Annotated in this window: 24 protein-coding genes and 1 tRNA gene; 11 read left to right on the top strand and 14 right to left on the bottom strand. The window is 34.6% G+C overall.

The window, feature by feature from the left end; genetic code table 11:
• Positions 1–39: 39 nt before the first annotated feature.
• The gene (locus EKM03_RS12230) at positions 40–873 is read left to right on the top strand and encodes a GIN domain-containing protein (protein WP_126740493.1); all 834 of its coding nucleotides are present in this window, start codon (positions 40–42) and stop codon (positions 871–873) included.
• A 115-nt stretch (positions 874–988) separates the two neighbouring features.
• On the opposite strand, the gene trxB is transcribed toward EKM03_RS12230, so the two are convergent.
• The 8 genes from trxB to EKM03_RS12190 form a co-directional block, all read right to left on the bottom strand.
• Complete coding sequence (trxB, locus tag EKM03_RS12225) at positions 989–1,933, bottom strand: thioredoxin-disulfide reductase (RefSeq protein ID WP_126456237.1); 945 nt, start codon at positions 1,931–1,933, stop codon at positions 989–991.
• A 614-nt stretch (positions 1,934–2,547) separates the two neighbouring features.
• Positions 2,548–3,198, bottom strand: a complete 651-nt coding sequence (locus tag EKM03_RS12220; protein WP_126563871.1) for a hypothetical protein — start codon at positions 3,196–3,198, stop codon at positions 2,548–2,550.
• Between the two features lie 198 nt (positions 3,199–3,396).
• Positions 3,397–5,259, bottom strand: a complete 1,863-nt coding sequence (locus EKM03_RS12215) for a DUF1036 domain-containing protein (RefSeq protein WP_126563870.1) — start codon at positions 5,257–5,259, stop codon at positions 3,397–3,399.
• A gap of 4 nt (positions 5,260–5,263) precedes the next feature.
• Positions 5,264–6,568: a protein phosphatase 2C domain-containing protein gene (locus EKM03_RS12210; RefSeq protein WP_126563869.1), complete on the bottom strand. Its 1,305-nt coding sequence runs from the start codon at positions 6,566–6,568 to the stop codon at positions 5,264–5,266.
• Positions 6,568–7,293: a vWA domain-containing protein gene (locus EKM03_RS12205; protein ID WP_158616373.1), complete on the bottom strand. Its 726-nt coding sequence runs from the start codon at positions 7,291–7,293 to the stop codon at positions 6,568–6,570. The genes EKM03_RS12210 and EKM03_RS12205 overlap by 1 nt, the downstream gene beginning before the upstream one ends.
• A gap of 89 nt (positions 7,294–7,382) precedes the next feature.
• On the bottom strand, positions 7,383–7,886 hold the full coding sequence (locus EKM03_RS12200) for a DUF805 domain-containing protein (RefSeq protein WP_126563867.1): 504 nt from the start codon (positions 7,884–7,886) through the stop codon (positions 7,383–7,385).
• 184 nt (positions 7,887–8,070) lie between these two features.
• Positions 8,071–9,276 (bottom strand): site-specific integrase, encoded by a 1,206-nt coding sequence (locus EKM03_RS12195; protein ID WP_126563866.1) that lies wholly within the window; start codon positions 9,274–9,276, stop codon positions 8,071–8,073.
• A 308-nt stretch (positions 9,277–9,584) separates the two neighbouring features.
• A tRNA-Pro gene (locus EKM03_RS12190) sits at positions 9,585–9,659 on the bottom strand.
• A gap of 339 nt (positions 9,660–9,998) precedes the next feature.
• On the opposite strand from EKM03_RS12190, the gene EKM03_RS12185 reads away from it, so the two are divergent.
• The 6 genes from EKM03_RS12185 (at position 9,999) to EKM03_RS12160 (ending at position 15,561) form a co-directional block, all read left to right on the top strand.
• Positions 9,999–10,766 (top strand): ParA family protein, encoded by a 768-nt coding sequence (locus EKM03_RS12185; RefSeq protein ID WP_126453649.1) that lies wholly within the window; start codon positions 9,999–10,001, stop codon positions 10,764–10,766.
• A 4-nt stretch (positions 10,767–10,770) separates the two neighbouring features.
• On the top strand, positions 10,771–11,670 hold the full coding sequence (locus EKM03_RS12180) for a ParB/RepB/Spo0J family partition protein (RefSeq protein ID WP_126453647.1): 900 nt from the start codon (positions 10,771–10,773) through the stop codon (positions 11,668–11,670).
• On the top strand, positions 11,670–12,230 hold the full coding sequence (locus EKM03_RS12175; protein ID WP_126461437.1) for a DUF5683 domain-containing protein: 561 nt from the start codon (positions 11,670–11,672) through the stop codon (positions 12,228–12,230). The genes EKM03_RS12180 and EKM03_RS12175 overlap by 1 nt, the downstream gene beginning before the upstream one ends.
• 245 nt (positions 12,231–12,475) lie before the next feature.
• Complete coding sequence (gene dapB / locus EKM03_RS12170; RefSeq protein ID WP_126563864.1) at positions 12,476–13,204, top strand: 4-hydroxy-tetrahydrodipicolinate reductase; 729 nt, start codon at positions 12,476–12,478, stop codon at positions 13,202–13,204.
• 68 nt (positions 13,205–13,272) lie between these two features.
• Positions 13,273–14,844 (top strand): signal peptidase I, encoded by a 1,572-nt coding sequence (lepB, locus tag EKM03_RS12165; RefSeq protein WP_126516515.1) that lies wholly within the window; start codon positions 13,273–13,275, stop codon positions 14,842–14,844.
• A gap of 90 nt (positions 14,845–14,934) precedes the next feature.
• On the top strand, positions 14,935–15,561 hold the full coding sequence (locus EKM03_RS12160) for a WbqC family protein (protein WP_126740492.1): 627 nt from the start codon (positions 14,935–14,937) through the stop codon (positions 15,559–15,561).
• A 16-nt stretch (positions 15,562–15,577) separates the two neighbouring features.
• Here EKM03_RS12160 and EKM03_RS12155 read toward each other — a convergent pair whose 3' ends face one another.
• The 6 genes from EKM03_RS12155 to EKM03_RS12130 all read right to left on the bottom strand — a co-directional run bounded on the left by EKM03_RS12155 (position 15,578) and on the right by EKM03_RS12130 (position 21,824).
• Entirely contained in the window at positions 15,578–16,624 is a 1,047-nt protein-coding gene (locus tag EKM03_RS12155; RefSeq protein ID WP_126461469.1) for an endonuclease/exonuclease/phosphatase family protein, read from the bottom strand.
• A gap of 50 nt (positions 16,625–16,674) precedes the next feature.
• Positions 16,675–17,544, bottom strand: coding sequence for a rhomboid family intramembrane serine protease (locus EKM03_RS12150; protein WP_126740491.1), 870 nt, complete (start codon positions 17,542–17,544; stop codon positions 16,675–16,677).
• Between the two features lie 63 nt (positions 17,545–17,607).
• The gene (locus EKM03_RS12145; RefSeq protein ID WP_126453633.1) at positions 17,608–18,354 is read right to left on the bottom strand and encodes a rhomboid family intramembrane serine protease; all 747 of its coding nucleotides are present in this window, start codon (positions 18,352–18,354) and stop codon (positions 17,608–17,610) included.
• A complete protein-coding gene (gene mutL / locus EKM03_RS12140) occupies positions 18,351–20,192 on the bottom strand; it encodes a DNA mismatch repair endonuclease MutL (protein WP_126740490.1) in 1,842 nt (613 codons plus the stop codon). The genes EKM03_RS12145 and mutL overlap by 4 nt, the downstream gene beginning before the upstream one ends.
• Positions 20,193–20,404: 212 nt before the next feature.
• Positions 20,405–20,977, bottom strand: a complete 573-nt coding sequence (ribH, locus tag EKM03_RS12135; protein WP_126453629.1) for a 6,7-dimethyl-8-ribityllumazine synthase — start codon at positions 20,975–20,977, stop codon at positions 20,405–20,407.
• A gap of 73 nt (positions 20,978–21,050) precedes the next feature.
• Positions 21,051–21,824, bottom strand: a complete 774-nt coding sequence (locus EKM03_RS12130) for a tol-pal system YbgF family protein (protein ID WP_126555043.1) — start codon at positions 21,822–21,824, stop codon at positions 21,051–21,053.
• Positions 21,825–22,056: 232 nt separating this feature from the next.
• On the opposite strand from EKM03_RS12130, the gene EKM03_RS12125 reads away from it, so the two are divergent.
• The 4 genes from EKM03_RS12125 to EKM03_RS12110 all read left to right on the top strand — a co-directional run bounded on the left by EKM03_RS12125 (position 22,057) and on the right by EKM03_RS12110 (position 25,673).
• Entirely contained in the window at positions 22,057–23,136 is a 1,080-nt protein-coding gene (locus EKM03_RS12125; RefSeq protein ID WP_126461484.1) for a DNA replication/repair protein RecF, read from the top strand.
• 78 nt (positions 23,137–23,214) lie between these two features.
• Positions 23,215–23,913, top strand: coding sequence for a thioredoxin domain-containing protein (locus EKM03_RS12120; RefSeq protein WP_126562324.1), 699 nt, complete (start codon positions 23,215–23,217; stop codon positions 23,911–23,913).
• Positions 23,914–23,919: 6 nt separating this feature from the next.
• Positions 23,920–24,591, top strand: coding sequence for a DUF2461 domain-containing protein (locus EKM03_RS12115; protein ID WP_126555047.1), 672 nt, complete (start codon positions 23,920–23,922; stop codon positions 24,589–24,591).
• Between the two features lie 5 nt (positions 24,592–24,596).
• The gene (locus EKM03_RS12110; protein ID WP_126740489.1) at positions 24,597–25,673 is read left to right on the top strand and encodes a glycosyltransferase family 4 protein; all 1,077 of its coding nucleotides are present in this window, start codon (positions 24,597–24,599) and stop codon (positions 25,671–25,673) included.
• Position 25,674 lies beyond the last annotated feature (1 nt).

Below are 25,674 nucleotides of genomic sequence, written 5' to 3'. Positions count from 1 at the left end.
GATTTTTTTATATTTGTGTAGACACTAATTTAAATGACCATGAAAAAATATACTGTTATACTCCTGCTGCTTGTATCAACTACATTGCTATTTGCTCAGAAAAAAGAAAAAATAAAAGGATCAAAAACAGTGACTGTTGAGCAAAGAGAAGTCGGCAATTTTGAAGCGCTGCTGGTCGAAGACAATCTAGAAGTCCATCTGGAAAGAGGAGAAAAAACAGCCCTAAAAATTGAGGCTGATGATAACTTACACGGTATTATTTCTTTGGATTTAAGAGACAACACCTTGCGTATTTATACAACAAAATCAGCTGTTAACTATAAAAAAATGATTGTAAGAGTGACCTATACCAATGAATTAAATCTCATTACCGCCAAAGATGAATCGACCGTCAATGCGATACAGGAGCTTTTGTTAAACACCATTACACTAAAAGCCTATGATACCTCCAAATTATTCGTGAATGTCAACGCAACGGATTTCTTACTTCAGGCAGATGACAAATCAAAAACAGAACTCAATTTAAAATCTGAAAACAGTACTGTCGAATTAAGCAAAAATGCAACACTTAAAGCCTTAGTTACCACAATTGATTTGAAGGTAGATTTGTACCAAAAATCAGCTGCAACCCTAGAAGGAAATGCCACAAATATGCGGATTCGACTGGATAACAATGCCTCATTCACCGGAAATAAATTCAATACAAAAAATGCGGACATAATAACTGAAAGTTATTCCAACTGCAGTTTATTTGTGGAGACGGCGGTAATTATTGATGCCGCTGGCAAATCTGAAATTCAACTTCTGGGTAGCCCAACAATAGAAATACGGAAATTTACTGATGAAGCTCAATTGGCGAAAAAATTGAAATAATCCTCTCCCCAACCCTCTCCAAAAGAGAGAGAGAAAAACCGGATTGATGTTATACAAAAAGTCCCACTTGCTATGGCAAATGGGACTTTTTCAATATTAACTTTCCTAACTATGATTATTTAGCGGCCAAATATCTTTCGGCATCAAGAGCGGCCATACATCCTGTTCCGGCTGCAGTTATTGCTTGACGATACACATGATCCGCGGCATCACCTGCCACAAAAACGCCTTCCACATTCGTTTTTGAAGTTCCGGGAGTGTTGATAATATAACCCGTTTCATCTAATGAAATGAAATCTTTGAAGATATCTGTATTTGGTTTGTGACCAATAGCTACGAAGAAACCAGTGGCAGGAATATCAAAAACTTCATTAGTTGTTTTATTTAAAGCTTTTACTCCGGTAACAACCTGCTCATCTCCTAACACTTCTACAGTATCATGATTCATCAATATGGTGATATTCTCTGTTTTGCGAACGCGCTCTTCCATGATTTTCGATGCTCTGAATTTTTCGCTTCGCACCAACATGGTTACTTTTTTACAAAGTTTAGATAAATAGTGTGCTTCCTCGCAAGCTGAATCTCCTGCACCCACGATTACTACTTCTTGATTTCTATAGAAAAATCCATCACAGACGGCACATGCCGAAACTCCGCCACCCATCTTTAAATAGTGTTGTTCAGATGGCATGCCTAAATATTTAGCGGTTGCCCCGGTAGAAATAATTACTGTTTCGCAATGCAATTCTATTGTATCATTGATCCAAACTTTATGAATATCTCCTGAAAAATCTACTTTTGTAGCCCAACCATCACGTACATCCGTACCAAAACGTTGCGCTTGTGCTTGCAATCCTACCATCATCTCCGGACCCGTTATCCCTTCAGGATTACCAGGCCAATTTTCTACTTCGTTAGTAGTCGTTAGTTGGCCACCCGGTTGCATTCCTTGGTATAAAATAGGATTCATATTTGCTCTAGCAGCATAAATAGCGGCAGTATACCCTGCTGGACCAGAACCTATAATAAGACATTTAATTTTTTCGATTGTATCAGACATAGTGATGTTTTTTTTGGATTTAACAGTGCAAAAATAAGATATTATTGCTGGAATAAAGAACTGGAAGTATCAGTTTTTGTTATGCTTTAATAAAAAAATCCATTCTGTTGAGACAGAATGGATTTTTGTCGGGGTGGCAGGATTCGAACCTGCGGTCTTCCCGCCATTGCGGGACGCTATATCCGAGCCATTAACTATTTATTTAAAGAAACCTACATCTACCAAGCGGCAGATATAATACGGCTGGAATGCAGTGAAATGAATGAGAGAGCTTTCAGCGGAATGAAATGTAGCGTTAAGCGAACAAATGACTGTAACGAAATGAAGCGGTATTATGGATGCATAAGCCCGACCGAACGAAGGAAGAGAACGTGTGAAGATGAGGAACGAACAGCGGAAAAAATGAGGCTGCCTATTTTTTGGCTGCCTTATTTTTTTGTGCTGTGAAGTGTCTGTGGAATGGAGGAAGGTACGACCGACTGGAACAGCCGAACGGAACAAAGGGAACGACCGCAGAGAGACCGCTTGATTGCCCTTTCTTTATTATATAGTTGTTTCAATTAATTTGATCATTTGCTCATTTTGTCTAAAGGTTCTAAAATGTTTAAGTCTAATTATCTTATATTCGTTATTGTAAAACTGTTCAAAATTATATTGTAAAACGGCTTCCAAGTTGATTCATCTGATTGTCTATATGAAAGTATAAGCCTATGCAATCTATCATTATTCTGAAAGCTGTACATATTTACTAAAACAAAAGGGTTGCTATTAAGTTGTCGCAAATACGACACTTTCAGTGCTGTCTTTCCGTTTACTTTAACTATTGATATTCCGTACCACTTAATTATTTTTAGCCCTGTTCCTGCAAATGATTGTTGAACTTGACTTTTTATCTCTTGGTTTAATTCATTTATCTCGGCTTGAGTCGCTGAATAATTTGTATTTAGTTTTTCATAATCACCATTTTTACCAATATCGGTTTCTAAAATTACTCTTGCATAAGAAGAAAAACCACTTTTTTCTAAGTTGTTAAGTCCTTTTTGTTGAAAGACAATGCGATTGCCTGATATTTCAAACCCAAATTTCTTCTTAAAATCTTTTTGAAACTCTTGAGCAAGTTTCTTGTAATTACCTGATTGTATTTCCATTTTTTGTGGAATGGAAATATAACCAATGTCTGAAAGTTTATAATTTACAAAATCTACTGTTTGAGCAAAGCAGAGATTTGATAAAAGTATTGTTGCTAATAGTGATAAAGTTTTCATATGATTTGCTTAATAGAAAATTTGTTGCTTTTTTTGTTAAGTTTTTTTTGGCAGTGAAGCTAGAGATATTCAGAGCCACAAATCACCAAATTTCTTTTATGACTTATTTATAATTCATAGAGTGCCTGTAAATGAGTAATTTAATTTATTATATTAAAGAAATTTGGACTTCTATCTTACTTTTAGGGTTTTAATAAATCAATTTAAAGGTTGTGTTGTATAAAAACCTGTTAATTCCTTTTTAATAAAGTTTGCCTGTTCTGTGCAATTCTCATCTGTATAAAAATGAAATTTATTTATTTTATCAATACAGAAATTAAATCCATTTTTATTTAAATAATATTCGCCATTAGAATTTGTTGCATACCAATAAATAGTGTTTCCTGTAAAAGAATCGGGTAATATAACATCCTGATAACTTTTAGAATAAATTCTTACCCAACCTATAGATTCCCATCCTCTGTCATAAAAAGCATATGCTAAAGAAATCGTATAGTTTGAATCATTTCTAAAATTTACAGTTTTAGTTTGTGCTACAACTGCAACAGTATCAACTACCACTGCAACAGTATCAACTGCTACCGCAGTGGTATCAATGGTCACATCATCAAAGTTAATAGCTGTAGTATCAACAACTACTGCTGTAGTATCAACAACTACTGCTGTAGTATCAACTGTAACTTCTGCATTGTCGTCATAATTTGATTTTTTACTATGGTAAATAATAAAAGCAAAAACAATAATAACGATTACCGCGAATAAACCAATCCACATTCCTGAATCATCATTTCCAGGAGGTGGCGGGGATGGTATGACTGGAGGAGTAGGCGGGACCGAACTATTTATAGGACTTTTGTAAACTGGTTCTTCAAAAGTTATGTGAATATCACTTGAAAATTCATTGATTGTTCTGGTTTTTGATTTTGTGCCAGAAATAATTTTTATTTCTTCATTAATATATTCATATTTATTTATTGTAAGAGGAGTGTTTCCAATTGATGCAAAATCTTTATTTCGTACCGATGCACCACTAGGTGATGATGTGATTTTTAAACGAGCATATTGATTTGTATTGTTTCCTTTTGAATGGTCTATTTTACCTGTTGTGTTATTCTCATTGTCCGATTCATCCGTCACATTATCAATTAAGGAGTTCTCTTGACCAAAAAAACTTAATTTATCAATATTAGAAGTATTTAGTGACAATTGTAATTTGGCAATATAAAAATTTAAAGAAGGTTGATTTAAATTTGAAATTCTTTGAAATAGATTGGAATGATTAGGATTGCTAAAATCACCTCCAACAAACAACATATTGTCTAAAGTGTTAAAGCCACCTTGCATCGTTTCTTTCCAAAGTGTTTTATCAAATTTCAAAGCTTCGAGAGCACATAGTATTACCCAAAACGAAAAACGATCTATTTTTTCATTGAAAGCAAAATTACTTCTGTGAGGATGTTGAAATTCAGACCTACCTCTTTCCTTTTGTTTTCCCCCTCTAAAATTAGGAATAAAAAGACCATCATAGTCAATTAATTTAATTTTTGGCTTGCCATTTACTTCTTTAACAATAATATTACCGCATTGAATATCGCCGTGGGCTATTCTGTTTTCTTCTAAATTATTGCTGATTTTTACAAACTGTTTTTGAAGTTTGGAAAGAATTTCATTATTGTTAAGATTATTGTCAATGTATTTATTTAATAGTTTTCCGTCTACCCAGTCCATTTTAAGAACGGGAAAATACTTACCATCAACTTTAATCTCATTGTCTAAAAATTGTATGTTTGTCTTCCAACTTTCATCAATATCCTTCAAATAATTGTCAATTTTACGGTATCTCTCAACATAATCATCATCGGAGCCAATAAAACATCTTATTGCAATTTCTTTATTATTTTCTAAAGCTTTAAAAACTACAGCAAAAGAACCTGAACCAAAATTATAAATTTTAATGGGGGAAGTTTTAGCTGGTAAAAAAAATAAATTATTTAAGGTACGAAAGGCACTAGATCCTTGTTGTTGAATTACCCTGTTATATTGAGATAATGTTGGAAACATAAAATTATTTTTTTAAACTGTCATTTTTTGTTTCGCTTTTAGGAGTCTGAGTGGCTGTGTTTTTTTGTTCGACAACTTTATCAGGTTTAACAGTGTTTTTTATTAAACCTTCAGATTTTGGACTTGTGTTTTCCTTTTCATTTTGAACATTTATTTTTATGTTTGGCTCTTTAATGATGCCGTCTTTTTGTTCTTTAGCAGATGAATTATTTTCTGTAGGTGTATTACTTACATCTTTTTCCGTTTTTGCCTCCGTTACAATGTCAGGTTCATTTGCTTCATAAGGTGTTGTTATTGTATTTTCTTCCTTTAAGTTATATACATTGTTATTTTTAATCAAATAAAAGAGCAAAGCTGTGTTTAAAACGAGCAGTAATAATGCACTAATTAATAAAATTTGTGTTAGTTTTAATTTGTTTTTTAAAAAATTGGTCTCTCTAAAAAGATCTTGAATCATTCTGTTTAGCTGTTGCATTTGAATAGGGTCTATTTCGTTAATGTAATTTTGATTTCCAATAAAAGGGACAAATTCTTTTTCTTCTTCTTTTGGGAAGGAGAAATCTTTTGGAGGAAATATTTCAATTGTATTAGTAGGCAAAAAAGGAGAAACAATAACTATAGAAATATCGTCTTCTTCTAATTCTTTGTTGTCCCAATGATTTAAACAAAATTGGTTTAATTCTTCAAAATTGTTTATTTTAATTAGTAGATTTATAACCTCAGGTTTTCTAAATATTAACCTGCTAATAGCGTCTGTTGCTAATATAATTATATCGTCTTTTTCAACTTTTATTTCAATAAAATTAAAAAACTCATCGTCAATTTTGTCTTCAATTAACTTTGTTGAATTTATAAAATGATCATTGTGATCTAATTCACCAAGGCTTTTAAAAGGAAAAGGAATTATTTTGTCTTTTCTAATGATGAATAAGCAGGTATCCCCACAGTTCAATACTTTGATTGAATCTTCATTATGATATTGTAATCCAATAAATGTAGCCGTCCCGCCCTTTTTTTGTTTGTCTTTTTCTAAGGCTGCTTTTGCAAAATTTGTACTGTATTCGAAATCATTATTTTGAAAATTAAATGCTAACTTTTTAAATTGATCTTTTAGGATTTTTATATCAAAGGTTGGGTGATTTATAAAACTATCCACAATCATTTTAGCCCACAATTCAGATTTAAAACTTTGTGTTGTTCCATCTGAAAGGGCAATGCATTTATTTACTTTTGAAAAGTTACACTTATCTTGAATATATTTATATTCATAAGAAGCTCTTTTATGCAGTTGTAGAATTTTAATATTCATTATTGAGGTGTGCCAATATTTAAGAAATTGATTAAATCAACAGCATTCCCATTATAAATATAACCTTTAGCATTGTTAGGAATATTATACCCTTTTTGCAAAGCAATTCTAACCATATTTTCATTTAAATGGGTTGACATATCGAATAATAATTTTGAAAACTTATTATTTAAATGAGAAACTTCATTTGGAAATAAAACACGGTCTGCATTTTTTCCTGAAATATGAATATTCAAGATATTGACTAGACCATAATTTGTTCTCAATTGTTTTAATTGATTGACTTCATTTATTAAATCTTGATAATTATTACCTGCGTCAGTGGCTTCACCATCGGTAATGTTGATAATTATTGGTGGATGACATTCTCTATGATTCCCCCAATTAATCCAGTCTTGTGTTAATCTTTTGGCGTTATCAAAAGCTTGTTTCATAGGGGTTGATCCACTTGCTATAGGAGTAATCCAAATTGGCTTATCATCCTCATTACCTAATGGATGTTCAAAAATATTTTTGATTGATACTACCCATTTGTTCGACAAGTTGCCTTCCCATCCCGATCCTACTTTGCTATCTTTACCATAACCAATAATCCCAATTTCGAATCTGTTTTTTACTTCATCACCTGAATAGCATCGTAAACCTACTTCATATAATAATTCGTTTATTGCATTTGCAACTTCTTTGGATTTATCGTGTGAAGCATTCCCAAATTTATCACTCATAGAACCACTTTGGTCAATTAGGAATATTATTAGACAAGGATTGGTGCTGCTTATTGTAAAATTTGTTAAATCTGTCATATTTCATTATTTTATTTATACATTTCTCCGCTTTTGTATTCTCCTGAAGAATTAGAGTCATTGCTTGGATTATAATTTGGATTGTATGAATTTCCTTGCCCATTAGAATTATTATGACCACCATCATAATGCCCAGCATTATAACCTCCAGAAGAAGTATTGGAAGGTTGAGATTGTGTATTTGTTGGAGAATTGTAGTTGTTATTTTGTTGTACTCCTTTAGGGTTTGCCCCGTATTGATTTTGCCCAGGTTCACCATCTTGAAATATGAGCCAAAAAACATAAAATGGGATTAATTGCCACCAACCACTATTTCCAACATCGTGGCATCTCTTTGCAGCTTGTGCCCATAAAAACCACAAGGTAGGAATATATGCTAAACCTACTGCCGCTGCATCTGAATTACTTGAAATAATTAGATTAATTATCACTGCAATTACTAAATAAATAATAAATGAAAATCCAAATTCGGATCTTCTGATTCTACCTTCAAATGAAAATGGATTTTCAAACATAATTTTTTTGTTTTAATTTATAAATAGGAATTTTAATTTACTGTAAATAAAAGGGGAAAAAAATTTGTTATTTTACGGTTTTCCGTAAAAGCATTAATTTTTTTTATAAAACTAACTTTTTATTTGTAATCTTTTAAAAACGCAAGAATATTTATTAAATATCTTTATCAAGAAAATCAATAATTCAAATTAAAATCATATCCTGACTCACTTTTTGTTCTACTACTTTGGCATAAATTTGAGTTGTGCTTATCTTGGTGTGTCCTAACATTTTACTTACTGTTTCAATGGGTACACCATTTAGTAAAGTGATGGTTGTGGCAAAAGTGTGACGTGCTAAATGAAACGTAATATTTTTTTTGATGCTGCACAAGTCGGCAACTTCTTTTAAATAGCCATTTAGTTTTTGATTTGAAAGATGTGGGAGTAGCGTTCCATAAGCAATCACTTTAGGATGGTCTTGGTATTTTTGAATTATCTCCCAAGCTTTGGGTAGTATGGGAACTCGAACGGGATTTTTAGTTTTTTCACGTTTGGTTGTAATCCAGTATTGCCCATCAATTCCGATGTTAACTTTATCAACATTCAATTTCATAACATCTATGTAAGCCAATCCAGTATAGCAACTAAAAACAAACAAATCTTTTGTAATATCCAATCGTTCAATACTGAATTTTTTATTTTCGATTGCGTATAATTCACTTTCTGTTAAACATTCACGTTCTACTTTGTCGAACCTCAAAGCATATTTACTGAAAGGATCCTTTATCATCAGCTCCATTTTTATAGCCAATGTGAGCATTTTTCTCAATCGCTCCAGGTGTTTCATCACGCCATTGTTTTGCATCGGCTTTTGATGATCAACAGGTTTATGGTTTCGGAGAAACATTTCGAAATCAATAACAAACTGGTAATTGATTTCGGATAAGTAAATATCTGATGTGCCTTTCTTGGTTTTTAAGAATTCTAAAATGTATTTTTCGGTAGTGGAGTAATTTTTTAATGTGCCTACAGCCAAAACGGTTTTCATCGTTTCATTGTGGTAGGTTACGAGTTTTGTCAAAGTGAATTGTTTGTCGTCCTCTCCTAAAAACAAACTTTTTATTCCTTTGGCTGTAATGAGCTGCTTTTTCAATTGAATTTCTTGATAGCACTCTACCAATCGAGCTCGGACTTGTTCCAAATAAGTATTTAATACAGTCATTTCTTTGCGGCTTCCTCTTGCCAGTCCTTTGGCAGCATTCCATTCTATTGGCTGAATGCACCGTTTTAGTGACATTTCTACTCTTTGGCTGTCCACAGTTATTCGGACATAGATCGGAACTTTACCATCTTTAGTTTTATTAACCCGAATAATAAACTGTACTCCGAAGGTGTTTTTTGAAATCATAACTCATTTAATTTAAGTTGTTTTAAAGCGATTTAATCACTCTAGAAGTGAACAGCACGAAACAGTTCACCCAAATGATTCCAAAACAGTGCAAATGAGTACAAAAATGAGAGAGGTCTATTCTTTGTAATCCTTTTATTTAAAGGCGTTTGCATCGTTCTGGTGACCTAAAAGTAGATTTTAATTTGGTTCACCGTTTAGGTCTCATTTTATTTGAAATAACTTAAATTAGTTTAAATTACAAAAAATAAAAAAGGCTGTAAATCATACGATTTACAGCCTTTTGATATGGATTGACAACAAAGTTGTCGGGGTGGCAGGATTCGAACCTGCGGCCTCCTGCTCCCAAAGCAGGCGCGATAACCGAGCTACGCTACACCCCGTAAGCGGGTGCAAAGATAGCATTATTTTTTGCTTTAGCAAAACTATTACTGAAATTAAGAACTAAAATTATTTGACTGGAAAATCAATGTAAAAATCTAAATAAAAATATTTTTTCAAAGCAGAATGAATCCACAACTTCCCCTAGCCCACATTGCAACTCAAGTCCCGAACAATCGGGATTGTAGTGCACAGCTGAAATAGCTCCCATAAAATGAAATTCGTTTTCAAAACAGGAATGGTCAAATAGCGACTAATCAAGCATTAACAAATGTTAACAAAATAGATTTTTAGAAACCATAAATAATTGTATTTTTACGGTTCAAAATTTAGAAAAATAAATGGGCAAAATCATCGCGATTGCTAATCAAAAAGGAGGGGTTGGCAAAACTACTACGTCAGTTAATCTTGCTGCTTCATTGGGTGTTTTAGAAAAAAAAGTATTACTTATTGATGCTGATCCTCAGGCTAATGCGTCCTCCGGATTGGGTATTGACGTGGAATCCGTAGAAATAGGTACGTATCAAATTTTAGAACACAGTCACACACCAAAAGAGGCCATCATAAAATGTTCTGCTATAAACGTGGATGTGATTCCATCGCATATTGATCTTGTTGCTATTGAAATTGAATTAGTCGATAAGGAGAATAGAGAATATATGCTTAAACTAGCATTAGAAAGTATCAAAGACGATTACGACTATATTATCATAGATTGTGCGCCATCATTGGGATTACTTACCTTAAATGCGTTGACGGCCGCTGACTCCGTAATTATTCCTATTCAGTGTGAATATTTTGCATTAGAAGGACTAGGGAAATTACTGAATACCATAAAAAGTATCCAAAAAATTCACAATCCGGATTTAGATATCGAAGGATTATTATTGACCATGTTTGACTCCCGTTTGCGTTTGTCAAACCAAGTGGTTGAAGAGGTTCAGAAACATTTTAACGACATGGTTTTTGACACTATTATTCAAAGAAATGTCAAATTGAGTGAAGCACCCAGTTTTGGCGAAAGCATTATAAACTACGATGCAACAAGCAAAGGAGCTACCAATTACCTGCATCTAGCTCAAGAAGTTATAAAGAAAAACAGCAAATAGTTTTATGGCAAAAGCACTAAAAAAACAAGCCCTGGGAAGAGGATTATCTGCGTTATTGAAAGATCCGGAAAACGATATAAAATCCGTAAATGATAAAAATGCCGATAAAGTTGTAGGAAACATTATTGAGCTTGATATTGAAGCTATTGAAATAAATCCGTTCCAGCCCAGAAGCAATTTCAATGAGGAATCATTGCGGGAATTAGCAACTTCTATCAAGGAATTAGGTGTTATTCAACCAATCACTGTTAGAAAACTAGATTTCAATAAATACCAATTGATTTCAGGAGAACGCCGTCTTCGTGCCTCTACCCTTGTGGGATTGACTACTGTTCCTGCGTACATTCGGATTGCAAATGACAACGAATCGCTGGTGATGGCCTTAGTCGAAAATATTCAGCGCCACGATTTAGATCCTATTGAGATTGCCTTATCCTACCAACGTTTGATCGATGAGATTCAACTGACTCAGGAACAAATGAGTGAGCGAGTAGGGAAAAAACGCTCTACTATTGCTAATTATTTGAGGCTTTTGAAACTGGATCCTATAATCCAAACCGGAATTCGAGATGGTTTTATCAGTATGGGTCACGGTCGTGCGATAATCAATATTGAAGACCAGGATATTCAAACTGATATTTATCAAAAAATTGTCAGTCAAAATCTATCGGTTCGTGATACGGAAGCTTTGGTAAAAAACTATCAGGAAAGTTTAAAACCTAAAGTCGCCGGAAAACCAAAAACTGCATCCTTTGAAATTGCAGATACTCAAAAGAGCGTTTTTACAAATTATTTTGGAACTAAAGTCGATGTGAAAGTAGCCGGAAATGGTAAAGGAAAAATCACAATTCCATTTCACTCTGAAGAAGACTTCAAAAGAATCATTAAACTAATAAACGAATAGTGCATAAAATCATTTTCATAAGTCTGCTCCTTTTCACTTTAGGAAATCACACTGTTTTTTCCCAAACGGGAACAGAGGCGGTTTTGGTGGCAAAAGACACTTTGAAATCAAATGACATTGATCCGTTGACCCCAGCAAAAGCTGCTTTTTTTTCTGCAATTTTACCAGGATTAGGCCAGGCTTACAATAAAAAATACTGGAAAATACCGCTGGTTTATGGCGCCATAGGAACCAGTCTGTACTTTTACATCGACAGTAATAAAAAGTACCACCAATACAGAGACGCCTATAAAAGTCGCCTAGAAGGCTACACCACTGACGATTTAGCATTCTTAGACAACAATCGATTAATTGCTGGCCAAAAATTTTACCAGCGAAATCGTGATTTGTCCGCTTTGATAACAATTGCCTTTTACGCCCTGAATATTCTTGATGCGAATGTAGATGCAGCTTTATTACAATTTAATGTTGATGAAAACTTATCCGTAAGACCCGTTCTTTATCCAGATAATGTAACATTTAAGACGAATGTAGGACTAACATTTAATTATCAGTTTTAGACACAAAACCGGAAAGCTTAAATACAAAAAAAAGAACCGCTGCTTATGTTATTAGTTACTAAAATAGGAAAGAAATATTTTTTTATCCTCACTACCGTTTTACTGCTGCTCACCTTAGTGAATTATTCAGAAATTAAAGCGTTTGATTCGATCCGAATGAATGATTTCTTTTCTGGTTTTATCGCCGGTCTTTTAATAGGATTACTACTAATAGGAATTGTACACTATTCAAAAAAAAATAAAAAATGAAAATTGCGCTTTTAGGATACGGAAAAATGGGTCAGGTAATTGAACGGATTGCACTGGAAAGAGGGCATGAAATCGTTTTGAAAAAAGAGAAAAAGAACACTTTTGATGGACTTTCAGCAGCTGATGTGGCTATTGATTTCAGTGTTCCAACTGCTGCAGTGAGCAATATTTCCAGTTGTTTCCAGGCCAATGTGCCAGTTATTTCAGGAACCACAGGATGGCTGGAACAGTATGAGGAGATGGTGGCACTTTGTAATCAAAAAAAAGGCGCTTTTATTTCCAGTTCTAACTTTAGTTTAGGAGTAAATATTTTCTTTGAACTCAATGAATATCTGGCTAAAATCATGTCGAAATTTGACACGTACAAAGTAGCGATTGAAGAAATTCATCATACCCAAAAACTGGATGCACCTAGCGGAACTGCTATTTCATTGGCCAACGGAATACTTGCAAATAGTTCTTACACCAACTGGACCTTAGAAAAACCGGAAGCAAATCACTTGAGCCCAAACGAACTGGAAAAACAAATTCCTATAAAAGCCAAAAGAATTGGTACAATACCAGGCACGCATACCGTTAATTACAATTCTGCTGTGGATGCAATCGAAATGAAGCACACCGCGCACAATCGTGAAGGATTTGCGCTTGGGGCAGTCATTGCCGCTGAATGGATTGTAGGAAAGCAAGGCGTTTTCACAATGAAAGATGTATTAGAATTAAAATAAAATTATTCACCTGTTTGAGTACATTTCTAGCGAAACAATCTTAAATCTCAAACTTAAAACAAAAAACTATGTCAGTATACCAATGGTTTGTATTTTTTCTGCTAGTCCAGATTGTTCACTTTTTAGGAACTTGGAAACTATATGAGAGCGCCGGCAGAAAACGTTGGGAAGCCGCTATTCCTGTTTACAATGCAATTGTTTTAATGAAAATAATAGGACGTCCCACTTGGTGGACTGTATTGCTATTTATTCCAATCATCAATCTCATTGTATTTCCGGTAATCTGGGTAGAAACGCTACGCAGTTTTGGAAAACGATCCGGATTAGATACTTTTCTGGGAATAATTACTTTTGGATTATATATATACTACATTAATTATACCCAAAAATTAAATTATAATGCTGACAGAAGCCTTAGTCCTGAAAACAAAACGGCAGACACTATTAGCTCCTTGCTTTTTGCTGTAATTGTAGCCACAGTAGTTCATACCTATTTCATTCAACCGTATACCATCCCTACCTCCTCCTTAGAAAAATCCTTATTAGTCGGTGATTTTCTATTTGTAAGCAAAATGAATTATGGCGCAAGAGTTCCCATGACCACAGTAGCATTCCCAATGGTACACGACTCTATTCCTTTGACAAAAAGTAAATCATACCTCATCTGGCCACAATTGCCGTACATGAGACTGCCCGGCATTCAGAATATTGATCGTACGGATATTGTTGTGTTCAACTGGCCGGTTGATACCGTTTATAGATTTTTTGATACTTCAAAAAGACGTGCCTACAAGCCCGTTGATAAGAAATCGAATTATGTAAAAAGATGTCTGGGAATCCCTGGAGACAGCTTGTCCATAAAGGATGGCATGATTTATATTGATGGCAAACTCTTGCAAATGCCCGAAAGAGCTAAACCACAGTTCTCCTATAAAGTAGCTCTGGACGGAAAAACACCTATCGATTTTGAATCAATATTTAAGGATTTAGATGTGACGGATCCTGCTGGATTTATAGATCAAACAAAAAGAGACACCCTTTTTCTGAGTGCCTTGACTGAAGCAGGTGCAGAACGATTAAAAAACACACCAGGTATCACGGCTGTAATCAGACAGATAGCAAAGGATGCGGACAACACAATCTTCCCGCATATCAATAAATGGAATCGTGATAATTTTGGCCCAATTTACATTCCGGAAAAAGGAAAAACGGTTGCGTTAACCACTGAAACGCTGCCTTTCTATAAAGCAATCATTACTGATTATGAAATGAATGAGGATGGTAAAAAAAATGATCTAAAGGTTACAGGAAACGAAATCAGATTGAACGGTGCCGTTGTAAAAACATACACCTTCAAACAAAATTATTACTGGATGATGGGAGACAACCGTCATAACTCTGAAGACAGTCGTTATTGGGGATTTGTACCCGAAAATCACATTGTAGGGAAACCTATATTTATATGGCTCAGTATCGATCCTAATGGCAAAGGATTAGAAAAAGTACGCTGGGACAGGGTTTTCACAACGGTTAGCGGTGAAGGGCAACCGCAGTCGTATTTTAAATTATTCCTGTTAGGACTCGTTATTTTCTTCGTAGGAGAATATTTTTGGAAAAAAAGAAAAGAGGCAAAAAATTAGTCCAAAGTTTCAAGGTCGAAAGTCATCAAGTTAGAATCTAATCTAACTTTATGACTTTGGACTTTATAACTTTAAAAACTTTAGACAAATATGAATATTCTCATACACCCAACTTACTTCCCCTCTATTAGCAATTTTGCTGCCATGGTACAATCGGAGAGCATCACCTTTGAGATTGCCGATAATTTTCAAAAACAAACCAATCGCAACCGCGCTTATATTTATAGTCCCAATGGGATTCAGCTGTTGAATATTCCCGTGAAGCATTCAAAAGAAAGTCATCAAAAAACTAAAGACATCAAAATTGAAACCGACTTTGACTGGCAAAAACAGCATTTCAAATCATTGGAAGCCGCCTACAGAAGTTCTCCTTTTTTTGAATATTTTGAAGATGACATTCGTCCCATTTTTGAAAAAAAACAACTATTTTTATTGGATTTAAATTTTGAAATTGTAGCCCTTCTATCCAAATGTTTCCGAATAAAACTGGATTACACTACAACCACGGAATACTTTCACGAGGTTGATACCGAGACAACTACCGACTTAAGAGCTTTGGTCAACGGAAAAAAAGATCTTTCGATATTTGAAAACTACACACAGGTTTTTGATGATAAACATGGTTTTATCAACAATTTGAGTGTTCTGGATTTGCTGTTTAATGAAGGAAAATACGCGATGGATTATTTAAAAAAACAAGAATTGATTATCAAATAAAGCATTTTTCTACTTGCTACTCATAAGACAATCGTGCCATAATAGGAAAATGATCCGAGTTAATAAATCGAGGAAAGTTTTCAAATTTCTTTACTGACATTTTCTCATCGGCAAAAATATAGTCAATTCTGGCCGGGTAATACCTGAATTTATACGTCTCTCCAAAACCGGTTCCGGCTTCTTCAAAACTGTCTTTCATGTTGCCCTTTATGTTACGGTACACGTAAGAAAACGCACTATTATTCATATCTCCGCAAATAATTGTAGGGTAAATACATTTCATTTTGTGTTCCTTAAAAATCTCTGCTTGCTGTTGCTGTTGTTTGAACGCTTTGCTGATTCTGATAAAAAGCATTTGCGATTTTTGTTGATTAATGACCTCAATATTTTCATCAATTTCATCTACATCGGGAGAAATTTTGATAGATTGTAAATGCATGTTATAGACTCTGATAATGTCCTTTCCTTTTTTTATATCAGCAAAAATCACATTATTACTGGAGTTAGGAAACGTTATTTTCCCTTGATTAAGGATTGGAAATTTTGAAAATATTGCTTGTCCTGTTTTAATTTTATCACCATTCATAAAAATATAACGATGTGGATATACCTTTAAATCAATATTACCCGAAGATGAAAATTCCTGAATACACACTATATCTGGATTCTTATCATTTATAAAGTTTAAAATATCTGAGGGCACATCATCTCTATCGATCCACTTAAAAACATTTAGCAAGCGCACATTGTAGCTCATTATAGTAAAATCTTTTTCTTCTTTAATTACTTCCGGTGCTGAAAACTTATAGAATTTATTTATAAAAGTAATGCCAATCAATAATACTAAACCCGATACAATCAACTGTTTTTTGAATTGTATGGCCCAATACATAAAAAACAAGCCGTTTAATATAAAAAAAAGAGGCATAAAAAGTGTCAAAACTGACAAAAAAGGAAACGATTTAGGGGCTAGAAAAGGCAAAACATAGGCAGTAAAAGTCACAAGGGTAAGGACTATGTTCAAAAAAAACATTCCTTTATTAAACCATGAAAGATTTTTCATTTTTTTCTATATTTTATATTTAAACAAAAATGTTAACCACTTGAAAAAGCTTATTTACCTACTTTAAACAAGAACTCTTTCTCTTCTTTAGTCAAACTATCGTAACCGGACTGGCTGATTTTATCTAAAATCTCATCAATCTGTTGCTGTGCTTTATCTTTTTCAATTATTTTTGAAGCCGTTTTTTCAACAGGTTTACGGTAATTTTTGTGTACTTTTTTGAACGGTGTAGTAGGTTTTTTACGAAACAAATTTGTAAAAAAATCTAAACTACGAGATACAATTGTAATTAAATCCGTTCCATTTTGAAGCAATTTAATAAAAATAAAACCAAAAAGAGCTCCGGAAAGGTGAGAAATATGTCCACCCATATTTTCGGAACGCAGCTGCATCAAATCAATAATAATAATTACAGCGGTTATATGCCATAATTTGACATTTCCAATAATCAAAAGCTGTACGCTCATCAACGGATAATAAGTTGTAACAGCTACTAAAATACCCATGATAGCAGCTGAAGCCCCTACCATTGGCGCATTGATATTTAAAACATAAAACACCAGAATATAACAAATCCCCGCAAAAATGGCACTCAGAAGATACAAGCCCAACAACTGTTTGGAGGTAAAAAACGTCATAAACAATCTGCCTGAAAAATTCAAAACAATCATATTAAAAACAATATGCATGATGCCGCTGTGAAAAAAAGCATACGAAAGCAACGACCATGGTTTCCAGAGCAAATCCAACGGATTAGACGACAAACTCACATATTGAACATAATCAATATGGACACTCAACACGGATAAAAGTGCAAAAAACAACCACGGAAGCACAAACAAAGCGACATTCCAAAAGAGTAGCTGAGTCACTATTCCTCCCATTTTGTATTGTAATTTCAGGTCGTCGATAATATTCATAAGTTAATTGGGATTTAAGAGCTGCTGTTTAGGTTATATACTACTTTAAAAGCTGTTAGACTTTTAATTCCAACGGTTCTTATTGAACTGATTTTTCTTCCAGTACCACGTAATAATAAAACCAAATAAGGCGCCACCAACGTGGGCAAAATGGGCAATTCCGCCACCACCAAAAATTGATTTTCCTGAAATACCCAGGTACAAATCGATTAACACTAAACCCGGAACAAAATACTTTGCTTTTATGGGTACAGGAATAAACATCAAAGACAACTCAGCATTAGGAAACATAAAGGCAAAGGCTACTATCGTTCCATAAATAGCGCCAGAGGCTCCCACTGCAGTACCTACATAGGCACTTGTGAAATTCTGAAAATCAGAAACCGCTAAGATCTCCTGCCATCTGGTATCAATCTTACCTTCGTTCAAAATTTGCAAAATTTCTTGTTTAGAAAAACCATTAGCCATTAGCGTATTCAATCCGTCTTGAAAATAGTAATAATTGACTCCGGTATGCAACAACGCTGCACCTAATCCGCAGGAAATATAGAAAAACAAGAATTTCTTACTTCCCCACATTTGCTCTAAAGCAGATCCAAAAGAATATAACGCAAACATATTGAAAAAAATATGCATAAAACCGCCATGCATAAACATGTGCGTCACCGGTTGCCACAATTGAAAACTTGGGTTTTCCGGAAAATACAATGCTAATATTTTATAGGCGGGCTCTTTTATAATCAGTGTCCCTACAAAAAACAATACATTGATAATAATTAATTGTTTTACGGTTTCAGTAACGTTTCTCATAATGCAAATTTTTTATCTAAATCTTCCACACGCATAGTGATGAAAGTGGGTTTATAGAATGGGGAAACATTTGGGTCTTTACAGGCAAAAAGTCCGTTGACCAAATTTTCCTGTTCTTTTTCTGTCAGGTGTGTTCCTGTTTTCACGGCTAAACTTTTGGCCATCGATTTGGCAATCGTATCGTTCTGGCTGAAACTGCTTTCTGGAATTCCGTCCTGCAAATCACTTAATAATTGTTCTAAAACCAGTGAAACTTCACTCTCCGTTACATTTACCGGTATTCCTGAAATAACAATATGATCGGTGTTATTTTCTTCAAAAACAAATCCGGTATTCATTAATGATAATTGTAATTCCCCGATAAGCTCCATTTCGATTGACGAATAAAATAGGTTCAAAGGAAATAATAACTGCTGACTTGAGGCTTGATTAACCGTCATATTGACCAAAAACTGCTCATACAAAACACGTTGATGCGCCCGCTGCTGATCGACAATTACCATTCCGGATTTGATGGAGGAAACAATATATTTTTTATGTATTTGATACGTTTTATGAACAGAATGCTCCACTTCTTCGTCATTAAATAAAGACGAGGTAACTTCTTCATTTTCGAAAGTCAAATGCCCTATTTCATCCGTATCCTGTTTTAAGCCTACGTATAAACTTTCCCAATTAGCGGTTGGTTCTGGTTTTCTATAACTGGAAAATTGCTTACTGGGTTTTTCTTCAGAAAACGGATTGAAGTTGCCATCTACCTGAATCGTCGGTGTAGCACCTTCTAAATCTTTGTAATGATACGGCGTATCTAAATTTGAATCGCGATCAAAATCTAATACTGGAGCCACATTAAACTGGCCCAAACTATGCTTTATCGAAGATCGTAAAATAGCATATAAAGCATGTTCGTCATCAAACTTAATTTCCGTTTTAGTGGGATGAATATTGATATCAATAGTGTTGGGTGGCACTGACAAATATAAAAAATAACTGGGCTGCGCACCGTCTTTCAAGATTCCGTCATAGGCAGCCATAACCGCATGATGCAAATAACCGCTTTTTATAAAACGGTCATTGACAAAGAAAAATTGTTCTCCACGATTTTTTTTGGCAAATTCTGGTTTGCTTACAAATCCTTGAATTGTTACAATTTCAGTTTCTTCCTGAACCGGAACTAATTTTTCATTGGTTTTACCTGAAAAAATATTCACAATTCGTTGTCGTAAAGTTGATGGAGGCAAGTTGAACATTTCACTGCCGTTGTGATAAAATGTAAAATGTATTTTTGGATGAGCCAAAGCCACACGCTGAAACTCATCCACTACATGGCGGTATTCTACGGTGTCCGACTTTAAGAAATTCCGTCGTGCTGGAATATTAAAAAACAAGTTTTTCACGGCAAATGAAGTTCCTTTAGGCAAAACAGCTACCTCTTGAGATACAAATTTACTGCCTTCAACAATAATATGGGTTCCAAGTTCTTCCTGATCTTGTTTGGTTTTCATTTCCACATGGGCAATTGCCGCAATAGATGCTAATGCTTCGCCACGAAACCCTTTGGTATGCAGTGAAAATAAATCTTCGGCATGACGGATTTTGGAGGTAGCATGGCGCTCAAAACACAAACGCGCATCAGTAACACTCATCCCTAAACCATTGTCAATGACTTGAACCAATGCTTTTCCGGCATCTTTAATAATTAGTTTGATATCCGTTGCTCTGGCATCTACCGCGTTTTCGAGCAATTCTTTGACTACCGAAGCAGGTCTTTGAACGACTTCGCCAGCAGCAATTTGATTGGCAACATGATCCGGAAGTAATTGAATTATACTCGACATTAAAAAAATTAGGTTTAAAGTTTATCCCTTTGACTGTACTTCGACTTCGCTCAGTATAGACTTCTCCGGGCGACAATAGTTTATTATAAAACCAAGAAGCACAAATTTAATGAATTTCTACGGGGAATGGTAGCGTATTTAATCATAAATAAAACAAAAAACCTATACTATATATGCAATAGTATAGGTTAAAGAATTATAAATTTTTATTCTTATTCTTTTAATTCCAATGGCAAATTTTCAATTTGCAAAGCACCGGAAGACAATAACTGTTGGTTATCAAACTGATGATTCAAAGAAGCCTGCTGGCGGATATAAGCCATTTTTATAGCAGCAATAGCTGCTTCAGTCCCTTTATTTCCATGAATTCCTCCGCTTCTATCAATTGATTGTTGCATGGTATTATCTGTCAAAACACAAAAGATAACCGGAACATCCGTTTGAACATTCAAATCTTTTATTCCCTGCGTAACGCCTTCACACACAAAATCAAAATGTTTGGTTTGTCCTTGGATGACGCACCCTATAACAATAACAGCATCCACATTTTGAGTTTGCAACATTTTTTTGGCTCCATAGACAAGTTCAAAACTCCCTGGAACATTCCACCGTATGATTTGTCCGGAAGGAACTTCATTTTCTAATAATGTCTTGAATGCCCCATCAAAAAGCCCTTCGGTGATGGTGTCATTCCATTCTGCAACTACAATTCCGAAACGAAATTTTTTCGCATCTGGAACCATATTTTTGTCATACTCGGATAAATTTTTATTTTCGGTAGCCATCTTATTTAGTTTTCAGTCACAGTCGCAGTATGCAGTTTCTGGAAACTAAAAACTGTGACTATTAACTTTTATATTATTGTGCCAATCCTATTAAAACGTCAACTGAAGCAGCTTCTGGAGCGCCCTCATAATTTTCTTTGATGTCAGTAAAATATTTCAATGCTTCTTCTTTATTTCCTAGAGCCAAAGCTGTTTTTCCGGCCTTCAATAAGAAACGTGGTGTTGTAAAATCATTTTTATTAGATCCTGCCGCTTTTACATAATTCTCTAACGCTTCTTTTGGTTGATTTTTTTGAGAATAAGCATCTCCAATTGCTCCTTTTGCCAACGCACTTAAAACAATATCATCCGATTTAAATTTACCTAAATAATCAATCGCTTCAGTATATTTTCCGGTATTCAAATAGGCAATTCCCGCATAATAATTAGCTAAATTTCCAGCATCAGTTCCAGAATATTCATCTGCAATTTTCAGAAATCCAAATTTACCTTCTGAACCATTCAAAGACAGCTTATATAAGGAGTCACTTGCTACTCCATCTGTTGCTTTTTGAAAATTTTGTTGTGCCACGAACATTTCATTAGCGGCTTCCTCTTGTTGTGGCGCAGCAATAAATCTTTGGTAGGCTAAATATCCAATAGTAAATAGGGTAGCAGCGGCAACTAATCCAATAATAATTTTTTGGTTTTTAGCTACCCAATCCTCCGTTATTGTAGCGGTTTGATCTAATTTAGAAAATACTTCTGCTGTTGTACTGTCCTTATCATCAATTACTACTGCTTCAACGCCGTCTTTTGTTTCTTTTTCTTTTGGTGCTTTATATCCTCTTTTATTGTAAGTAGCCATTTAAATTTAATTTAGTGAGTCGCAAAAATAAAATTTTTATTCAAACCCACACAAAAAATATGCTTTTATATTTAAAAAAAATATCTTATCAGATTCTTTGTTTCCAAAGACAAAATAATTCTCATAGAAAAAACAGAAAAGACGGTTTTATCGATATTTTTCAATAATTTGCACCCACTTTGAAAAGTCTGTTCAAAAACAGCAAAGTTCTCAATACCAGCAAGCCTTACCCATGTATTTAAAAAAAATTTCACTGTTCAATTATAAGAATTTTTCTGAAGCTAATTTTGATTTTGACTCTAAAATAAATTGCTTTGTAGGTAAAAACGGTATTGGCAAAACAAATGTGCTCGATGCAATCTACCATTTATCGTACGGAAAAAGCTATTTTAATCCATTGGCGGTACAAAACATCAAACATGGAGCCGAATTTTTCGTTATAGATGCTGCATTTGAAAAAAACGAAAGAACGGAACAAATTGTCTGCAGCCTTAAAAAAGGACAGAAAAAAATATTGAAACGCAACGGCAAAGCCTACGACAAATTCTCAGATCATATTGGGTTTATTCCTTTAGTGATTATTTCTCCGGCCGATAGAGATTTGATTGTGGAAGGCAGCGAAACCCGACGGAAATTCATGGACAGTGTGATTTCGCAACTGGACTCCCACTATTTACAGCAACTTATTCAATACCAGAAAGTAATGAGTCAGCGCAATGCTTTGTTGAAATATTTTGCGTTAAATCATGTTTTCGATACTGACACGCTCTCCATATATAATGAACAACTCAATGGTTTTGGAAACTATATTTTCGAAAAAAGAAAAGCATTTATAGAACAATTCATTCCTATTTTCAATACCCATCATCAAGCTATAACGGGTTCACAGGAAACCGTGCAACTCGTTTACGAAAGCCATTTATTCGAAAAAGACTTGTTGACCCTTTTACAGGAAAATATCAATAAAGACCGAGCGTTACATTATACGAGTGTAGGAATCCATAAAGACGATTTAGCCTTTGAAATTGACCAACATCCAATAAAGAAATTTGGCTCGCAAGGCCAACAAAAATCGTATTTGATCGCTTTAAAATTAGCGCAATTTGAGTTTTTAAAAAAACAAAGCGGTGTAAAGCCAATTCTGTTATTTGATGATATTTTTGATAAATTAGACGAAAGTCGCGTGGCCAAAATAATCGAAATGGTCAACAGCGATACTTTTGGTCAACTTTTCATTTCAGATACCCATCCGGAACGTACGGAAGTTATTCTAAAATTGACCCATCAGAGCTATAAAATTTTCAACTTATAACTTTTATTTAGTACTTTATAAGGCCTGAAAATTGAAAAAACACCTAATTTAGCGTATTCAATTATAAATCAAATTACAATGAAATTCAGTTCAATATTCGTATTAATCATATCTTTTGCTTTTTTATCTTGTAATGGACAAGCATCAAAAGAAAGTCAAACTATCGATGCAAAAGTTTTTAGCGAAAAAATTGCAGCAACACCAAATCCACAAATTCTGGATGTACGAACGCCTGCGGAATTTTCGTCAGATCATATCGACAAAGCCGTAAATGTAGATTGGCTCGGAGACAGCTTTGTTGCAGGCACCGAAAAACTAGACAAAACAAAACCTGTTTTCGTGTACTGCAAAAGCGGCGGAAGAAGTCAAAGTGCCGTTGAAAAACTGGAAGAACTTGGCTTTACTAATGTTTACCAATTACAAGGCGGAATATTAAAATGGGACGCTGCAGGACTGTCTAAACCAAGCAACAAAATCACTGGAATGACTTTGCAGGACTACAATAAATCAGTAGACTCTGATAAAAAAGTATTGGTTAGTTTTTATGCAGAATGGTGTGCGCCATGCAAAAAAATGACGCCCTACATCACAAAAATGCAAACTGAACTAGCAGATAGCGTAACCATCATACGATTGGATGCCGACAAAAACAAAACCTTAATGACCGAAATGAAAATCAGTGAACTTCCTACTCTATTATTATATGAAAAAGCAGCTGTAAAATGGAGAAAATCCGGTTTCATTAGCGAAGAAGAATTAAGAAAACAAATACAATAGTACAAGATGCTTTCAAAAGAAACACTACAATTTCTTGATGATTTAAAAGCCAATAATAATCGGGATTGGTTTCTGGAAAACAAAAAACGCTACGAAAGGTTCAAGAAAGACTACCAACAACTAGTTGGGGATTTACTGGACGCGATGAAACCTTTGGATCCATCGCTGGAAATGCTAGAAGTTAAAAATTGTACGTTCAGAATCAATCGCGACATTCGGTTTTCTAAGGACAAAACGCCTTACAAATCGCATTTGGGAATCTGGCTTTCGTCTGGTGCCAAAGGGCTGAATCGTTCCGGCTATTACATTCATCTGGAAAAAGGCGCGAGTTTTATTGCCGGCGGATTGTACTGCCCGGAATCCCATGACTTAAAAAAAATGCGCAAAGAAATAGCATTTTTTCATGAGGATCTGGAAGCTATTCTTGAGAAGAAAGATTTCAAAAAAGAATTTAACAACTTTGATCGTAATGAAAAAAACACCCTGAAAAACCCGCCACGAGGGTACGAAAAAGAACATCCGGCTATTGAATTATTAAAACTAAAAAGTTTTGAGTCTTCACAGAAAATTGATTTTTCGGCAGCTGCCAAAAAAGATTTTGTTGCCGTAATGAGTCAAAAACTGATTGTGCTAAAACCATTGAACGATTTCATCAATCGAGCCTTAACTTCCGAGTAATTCAAATGATATCGACAAAAAAGAGAAGGATACTTTTTTTGGGGGAATCCTACAGAGCCGATGCCATCACCTGGATGAATGGACTCAAGGAATTTGGTGATTTCGAAATTATAACATGGGAATTAAAAACGCCTAGCGATAGTTTTAAGAACCGAATACTACGGATTTTCGAATTTGAACTTGCTGTTTTAAAAATCAGAAAAATAATCCAACTGCAAAAACCGGATATGGTAATTGCGGAACGAACCACCAGTTATGGTTTTCTTGCTGCATTGTCCGGAGTAAAACCAGTTGCAATCGCACAACAAGGCGGAACAGATTTGTGGCCGGAAAAATCTATTTCACTTCCATTAAAAAAAATAATTCAACATTACGCTTTCAAAAAAGCCGATTTAATTCACGCTTGGGGGCCCGCGATGACTTTATCTATGCTGGAGGCTAAAGTTGACATGAGTAAAGTTTTGGTATTACCAAAGGGAATTGATTTGGTGCAATTTGGCAATCAAAACACTGCCAATCCTGAAAAAATTTGCGCTATCGTCACCCGCTCTTTGATGCCGGAATACTGCCATGCTATTATTTTAAAAGCGTTTGCTGTTTTAAACCAAAAAGGGATAGATTTCGTCCTTACTATTGTAGGAGACGGAACACAACTTTTTAAATTAAAAGAGTTAGCTAAAAAGTTAAACATTGAAAATAAAGTCAATTTTACCGGAAGAATTCTGAATACGGAATTGCCAAAGCTATTGCAAGAATCAAACATTTACATCAGTATGCCCGTAACGGAAGGCGTTTCGGCATCCTTATTTGAAGCAATGGCAACAAATTGTTATCCAATTGTAAGTGCTATTTCCGGAAATAAAAGCTGGATTAAACACCGCAAAAACGGGCAATTAGTCCCCGTAGATGATTACAATAAACTTGCCGAAGAATTAATTTGGGCATTTGAAAACGATAAATACCGAAACGAAGCTGTTTTTATGAACAGAAAAATTGTTGAAAAAAATGCTGATTATAGTATTAACATGAAGATTATTGCCCATAAATACCACGAATTAATCAACCAAAATCAATCCAATTAAT

The sequence above is a fragment of the Flavobacterium sp. GSP6 genome, from assembly GCF_003984855.1.
Lineage (GTDB): Bacteria > Bacteroidota > Bacteroidia > Flavobacteriales > Flavobacteriaceae > Flavobacterium.
This window is presented reverse-complemented; position numbering and strand designations above follow the sequence as displayed.

Bases quoted from the DNA above. Each gene is read 5' to 3' on its own strand.
- EKM03_RS12150 (WP_126740491.1), bottom strand. From the start codon at position 17,544: ATGAATATTATCGACGACCTGAAATTACAATACAAAATGGGAGGAATA.
- ribH (WP_126453629.1), bottom strand. From the start codon at position 20,977: ATGGCTACCGAAAATAAAAATTTATCCGAGTATGACAAAAATATGGTT.
- EKM03_RS12200 (WP_126563867.1), bottom strand. From the start codon at position 7,886: ATGTTTGAAAATCCATTTTCATTTGAAGGTAGAATCAGAAGATCCGAA.
- EKM03_RS12130 (WP_126555043.1), bottom strand. From the start codon at position 21,824: ATGGCTACTTACAATAAAAGAGGATATAAAGCACCAAAAGAAAAAGAA.
- EKM03_RS12155 (WP_126461469.1), bottom strand. From the start codon at position 16,624: ATGAAAAATCTTTCATGGTTTAATAAAGGAATGTTTTTTTTGAACATA.
- EKM03_RS12120 (WP_126562324.1), top strand. From the start codon at position 23,215: ATGAAATTCAGTTCAATATTCGTATTAATCATATCTTTTGCTTTTTTA.
- EKM03_RS12230 (WP_126740493.1), top strand. From the start codon at position 40: ATGAAAAAATATACTGTTATACTCCTGCTGCTTGTATCAACTACATTG.
- EKM03_RS12110 (WP_126740489.1), top strand. From the start codon at position 24,597: ATGATATCGACAAAAAAGAGAAGGATACTTTTTTTGGGGGAATCCTAC.
- EKM03_RS12210 (WP_126563869.1), bottom strand. From the start codon at position 6,568: ATGAATATTAAAATTCTACAACTGCATAAAAGAGCTTCTTATGAATAT.
- EKM03_RS12115 (WP_126555047.1), top strand. From the start codon at position 23,920: ATGCTTTCAAAAGAAACACTACAATTTCTTGATGATTTAAAAGCCAAT.
- EKM03_RS12205 (WP_158616373.1), bottom strand. From the start codon at position 7,293: ATGAGTGATAAATTTGGGAATGCTTCACACGATAAATCCAAAGAAGTT.
- mutL (WP_126740490.1), bottom strand. From the start codon at position 20,192: ATGTCGAGTATAATTCAATTACTTCCGGATCATGTTGCCAATCAAATT.
- EKM03_RS12195 (WP_126563866.1), bottom strand. From the start codon at position 9,276: ATGATTTCAAAAAACACCTTCGGAGTACAGTTTATTATTCGGGTTAAT.
- dapB (WP_126563864.1), top strand. From the start codon at position 12,476: ATGAAAATTGCGCTTTTAGGATACGGAAAAATGGGTCAGGTAATTGAA.
- EKM03_RS12185 (WP_126453649.1), top strand. From the start codon at position 9,999: ATGGGCAAAATCATCGCGATTGCTAATCAAAAAGGAGGGGTTGGCAAA.
- EKM03_RS12160 (WP_126740492.1), top strand. From the start codon at position 14,935: ATGAATATTCTCATACACCCAACTTACTTCCCCTCTATTAGCAATTTT.
- EKM03_RS12180 (WP_126453647.1), top strand. From the start codon at position 10,771: ATGGCAAAAGCACTAAAAAAACAAGCCCTGGGAAGAGGATTATCTGCG.
- EKM03_RS12125 (WP_126461484.1), top strand. From the start codon at position 22,057: ATGTATTTAAAAAAAATTTCACTGTTCAATTATAAGAATTTTTCTGAA.
- lepB (WP_126516515.1), top strand. From the start codon at position 13,273: ATGTCAGTATACCAATGGTTTGTATTTTTTCTGCTAGTCCAGATTGTT.
- EKM03_RS12145 (WP_126453633.1), bottom strand. From the start codon at position 18,354: ATGAGAAACGTTACTGAAACCGTAAAACAATTAATTATTATCAATGTA.
- trxB (WP_126456237.1), bottom strand. From the start codon at position 1,933: ATGTCTGATACAATCGAAAAAATTAAATGTCTTATTATAGGTTCTGGT.
- EKM03_RS12215 (WP_126563870.1), bottom strand. From the start codon at position 5,259: ATGTTTCCAACATTATCTCAATATAACAGGGTAATTCAACAACAAGGA.
- EKM03_RS12220 (WP_126563871.1), bottom strand. From the start codon at position 3,198: ATGAAAACTTTATCACTATTAGCAACAATACTTTTATCAAATCTCTGC.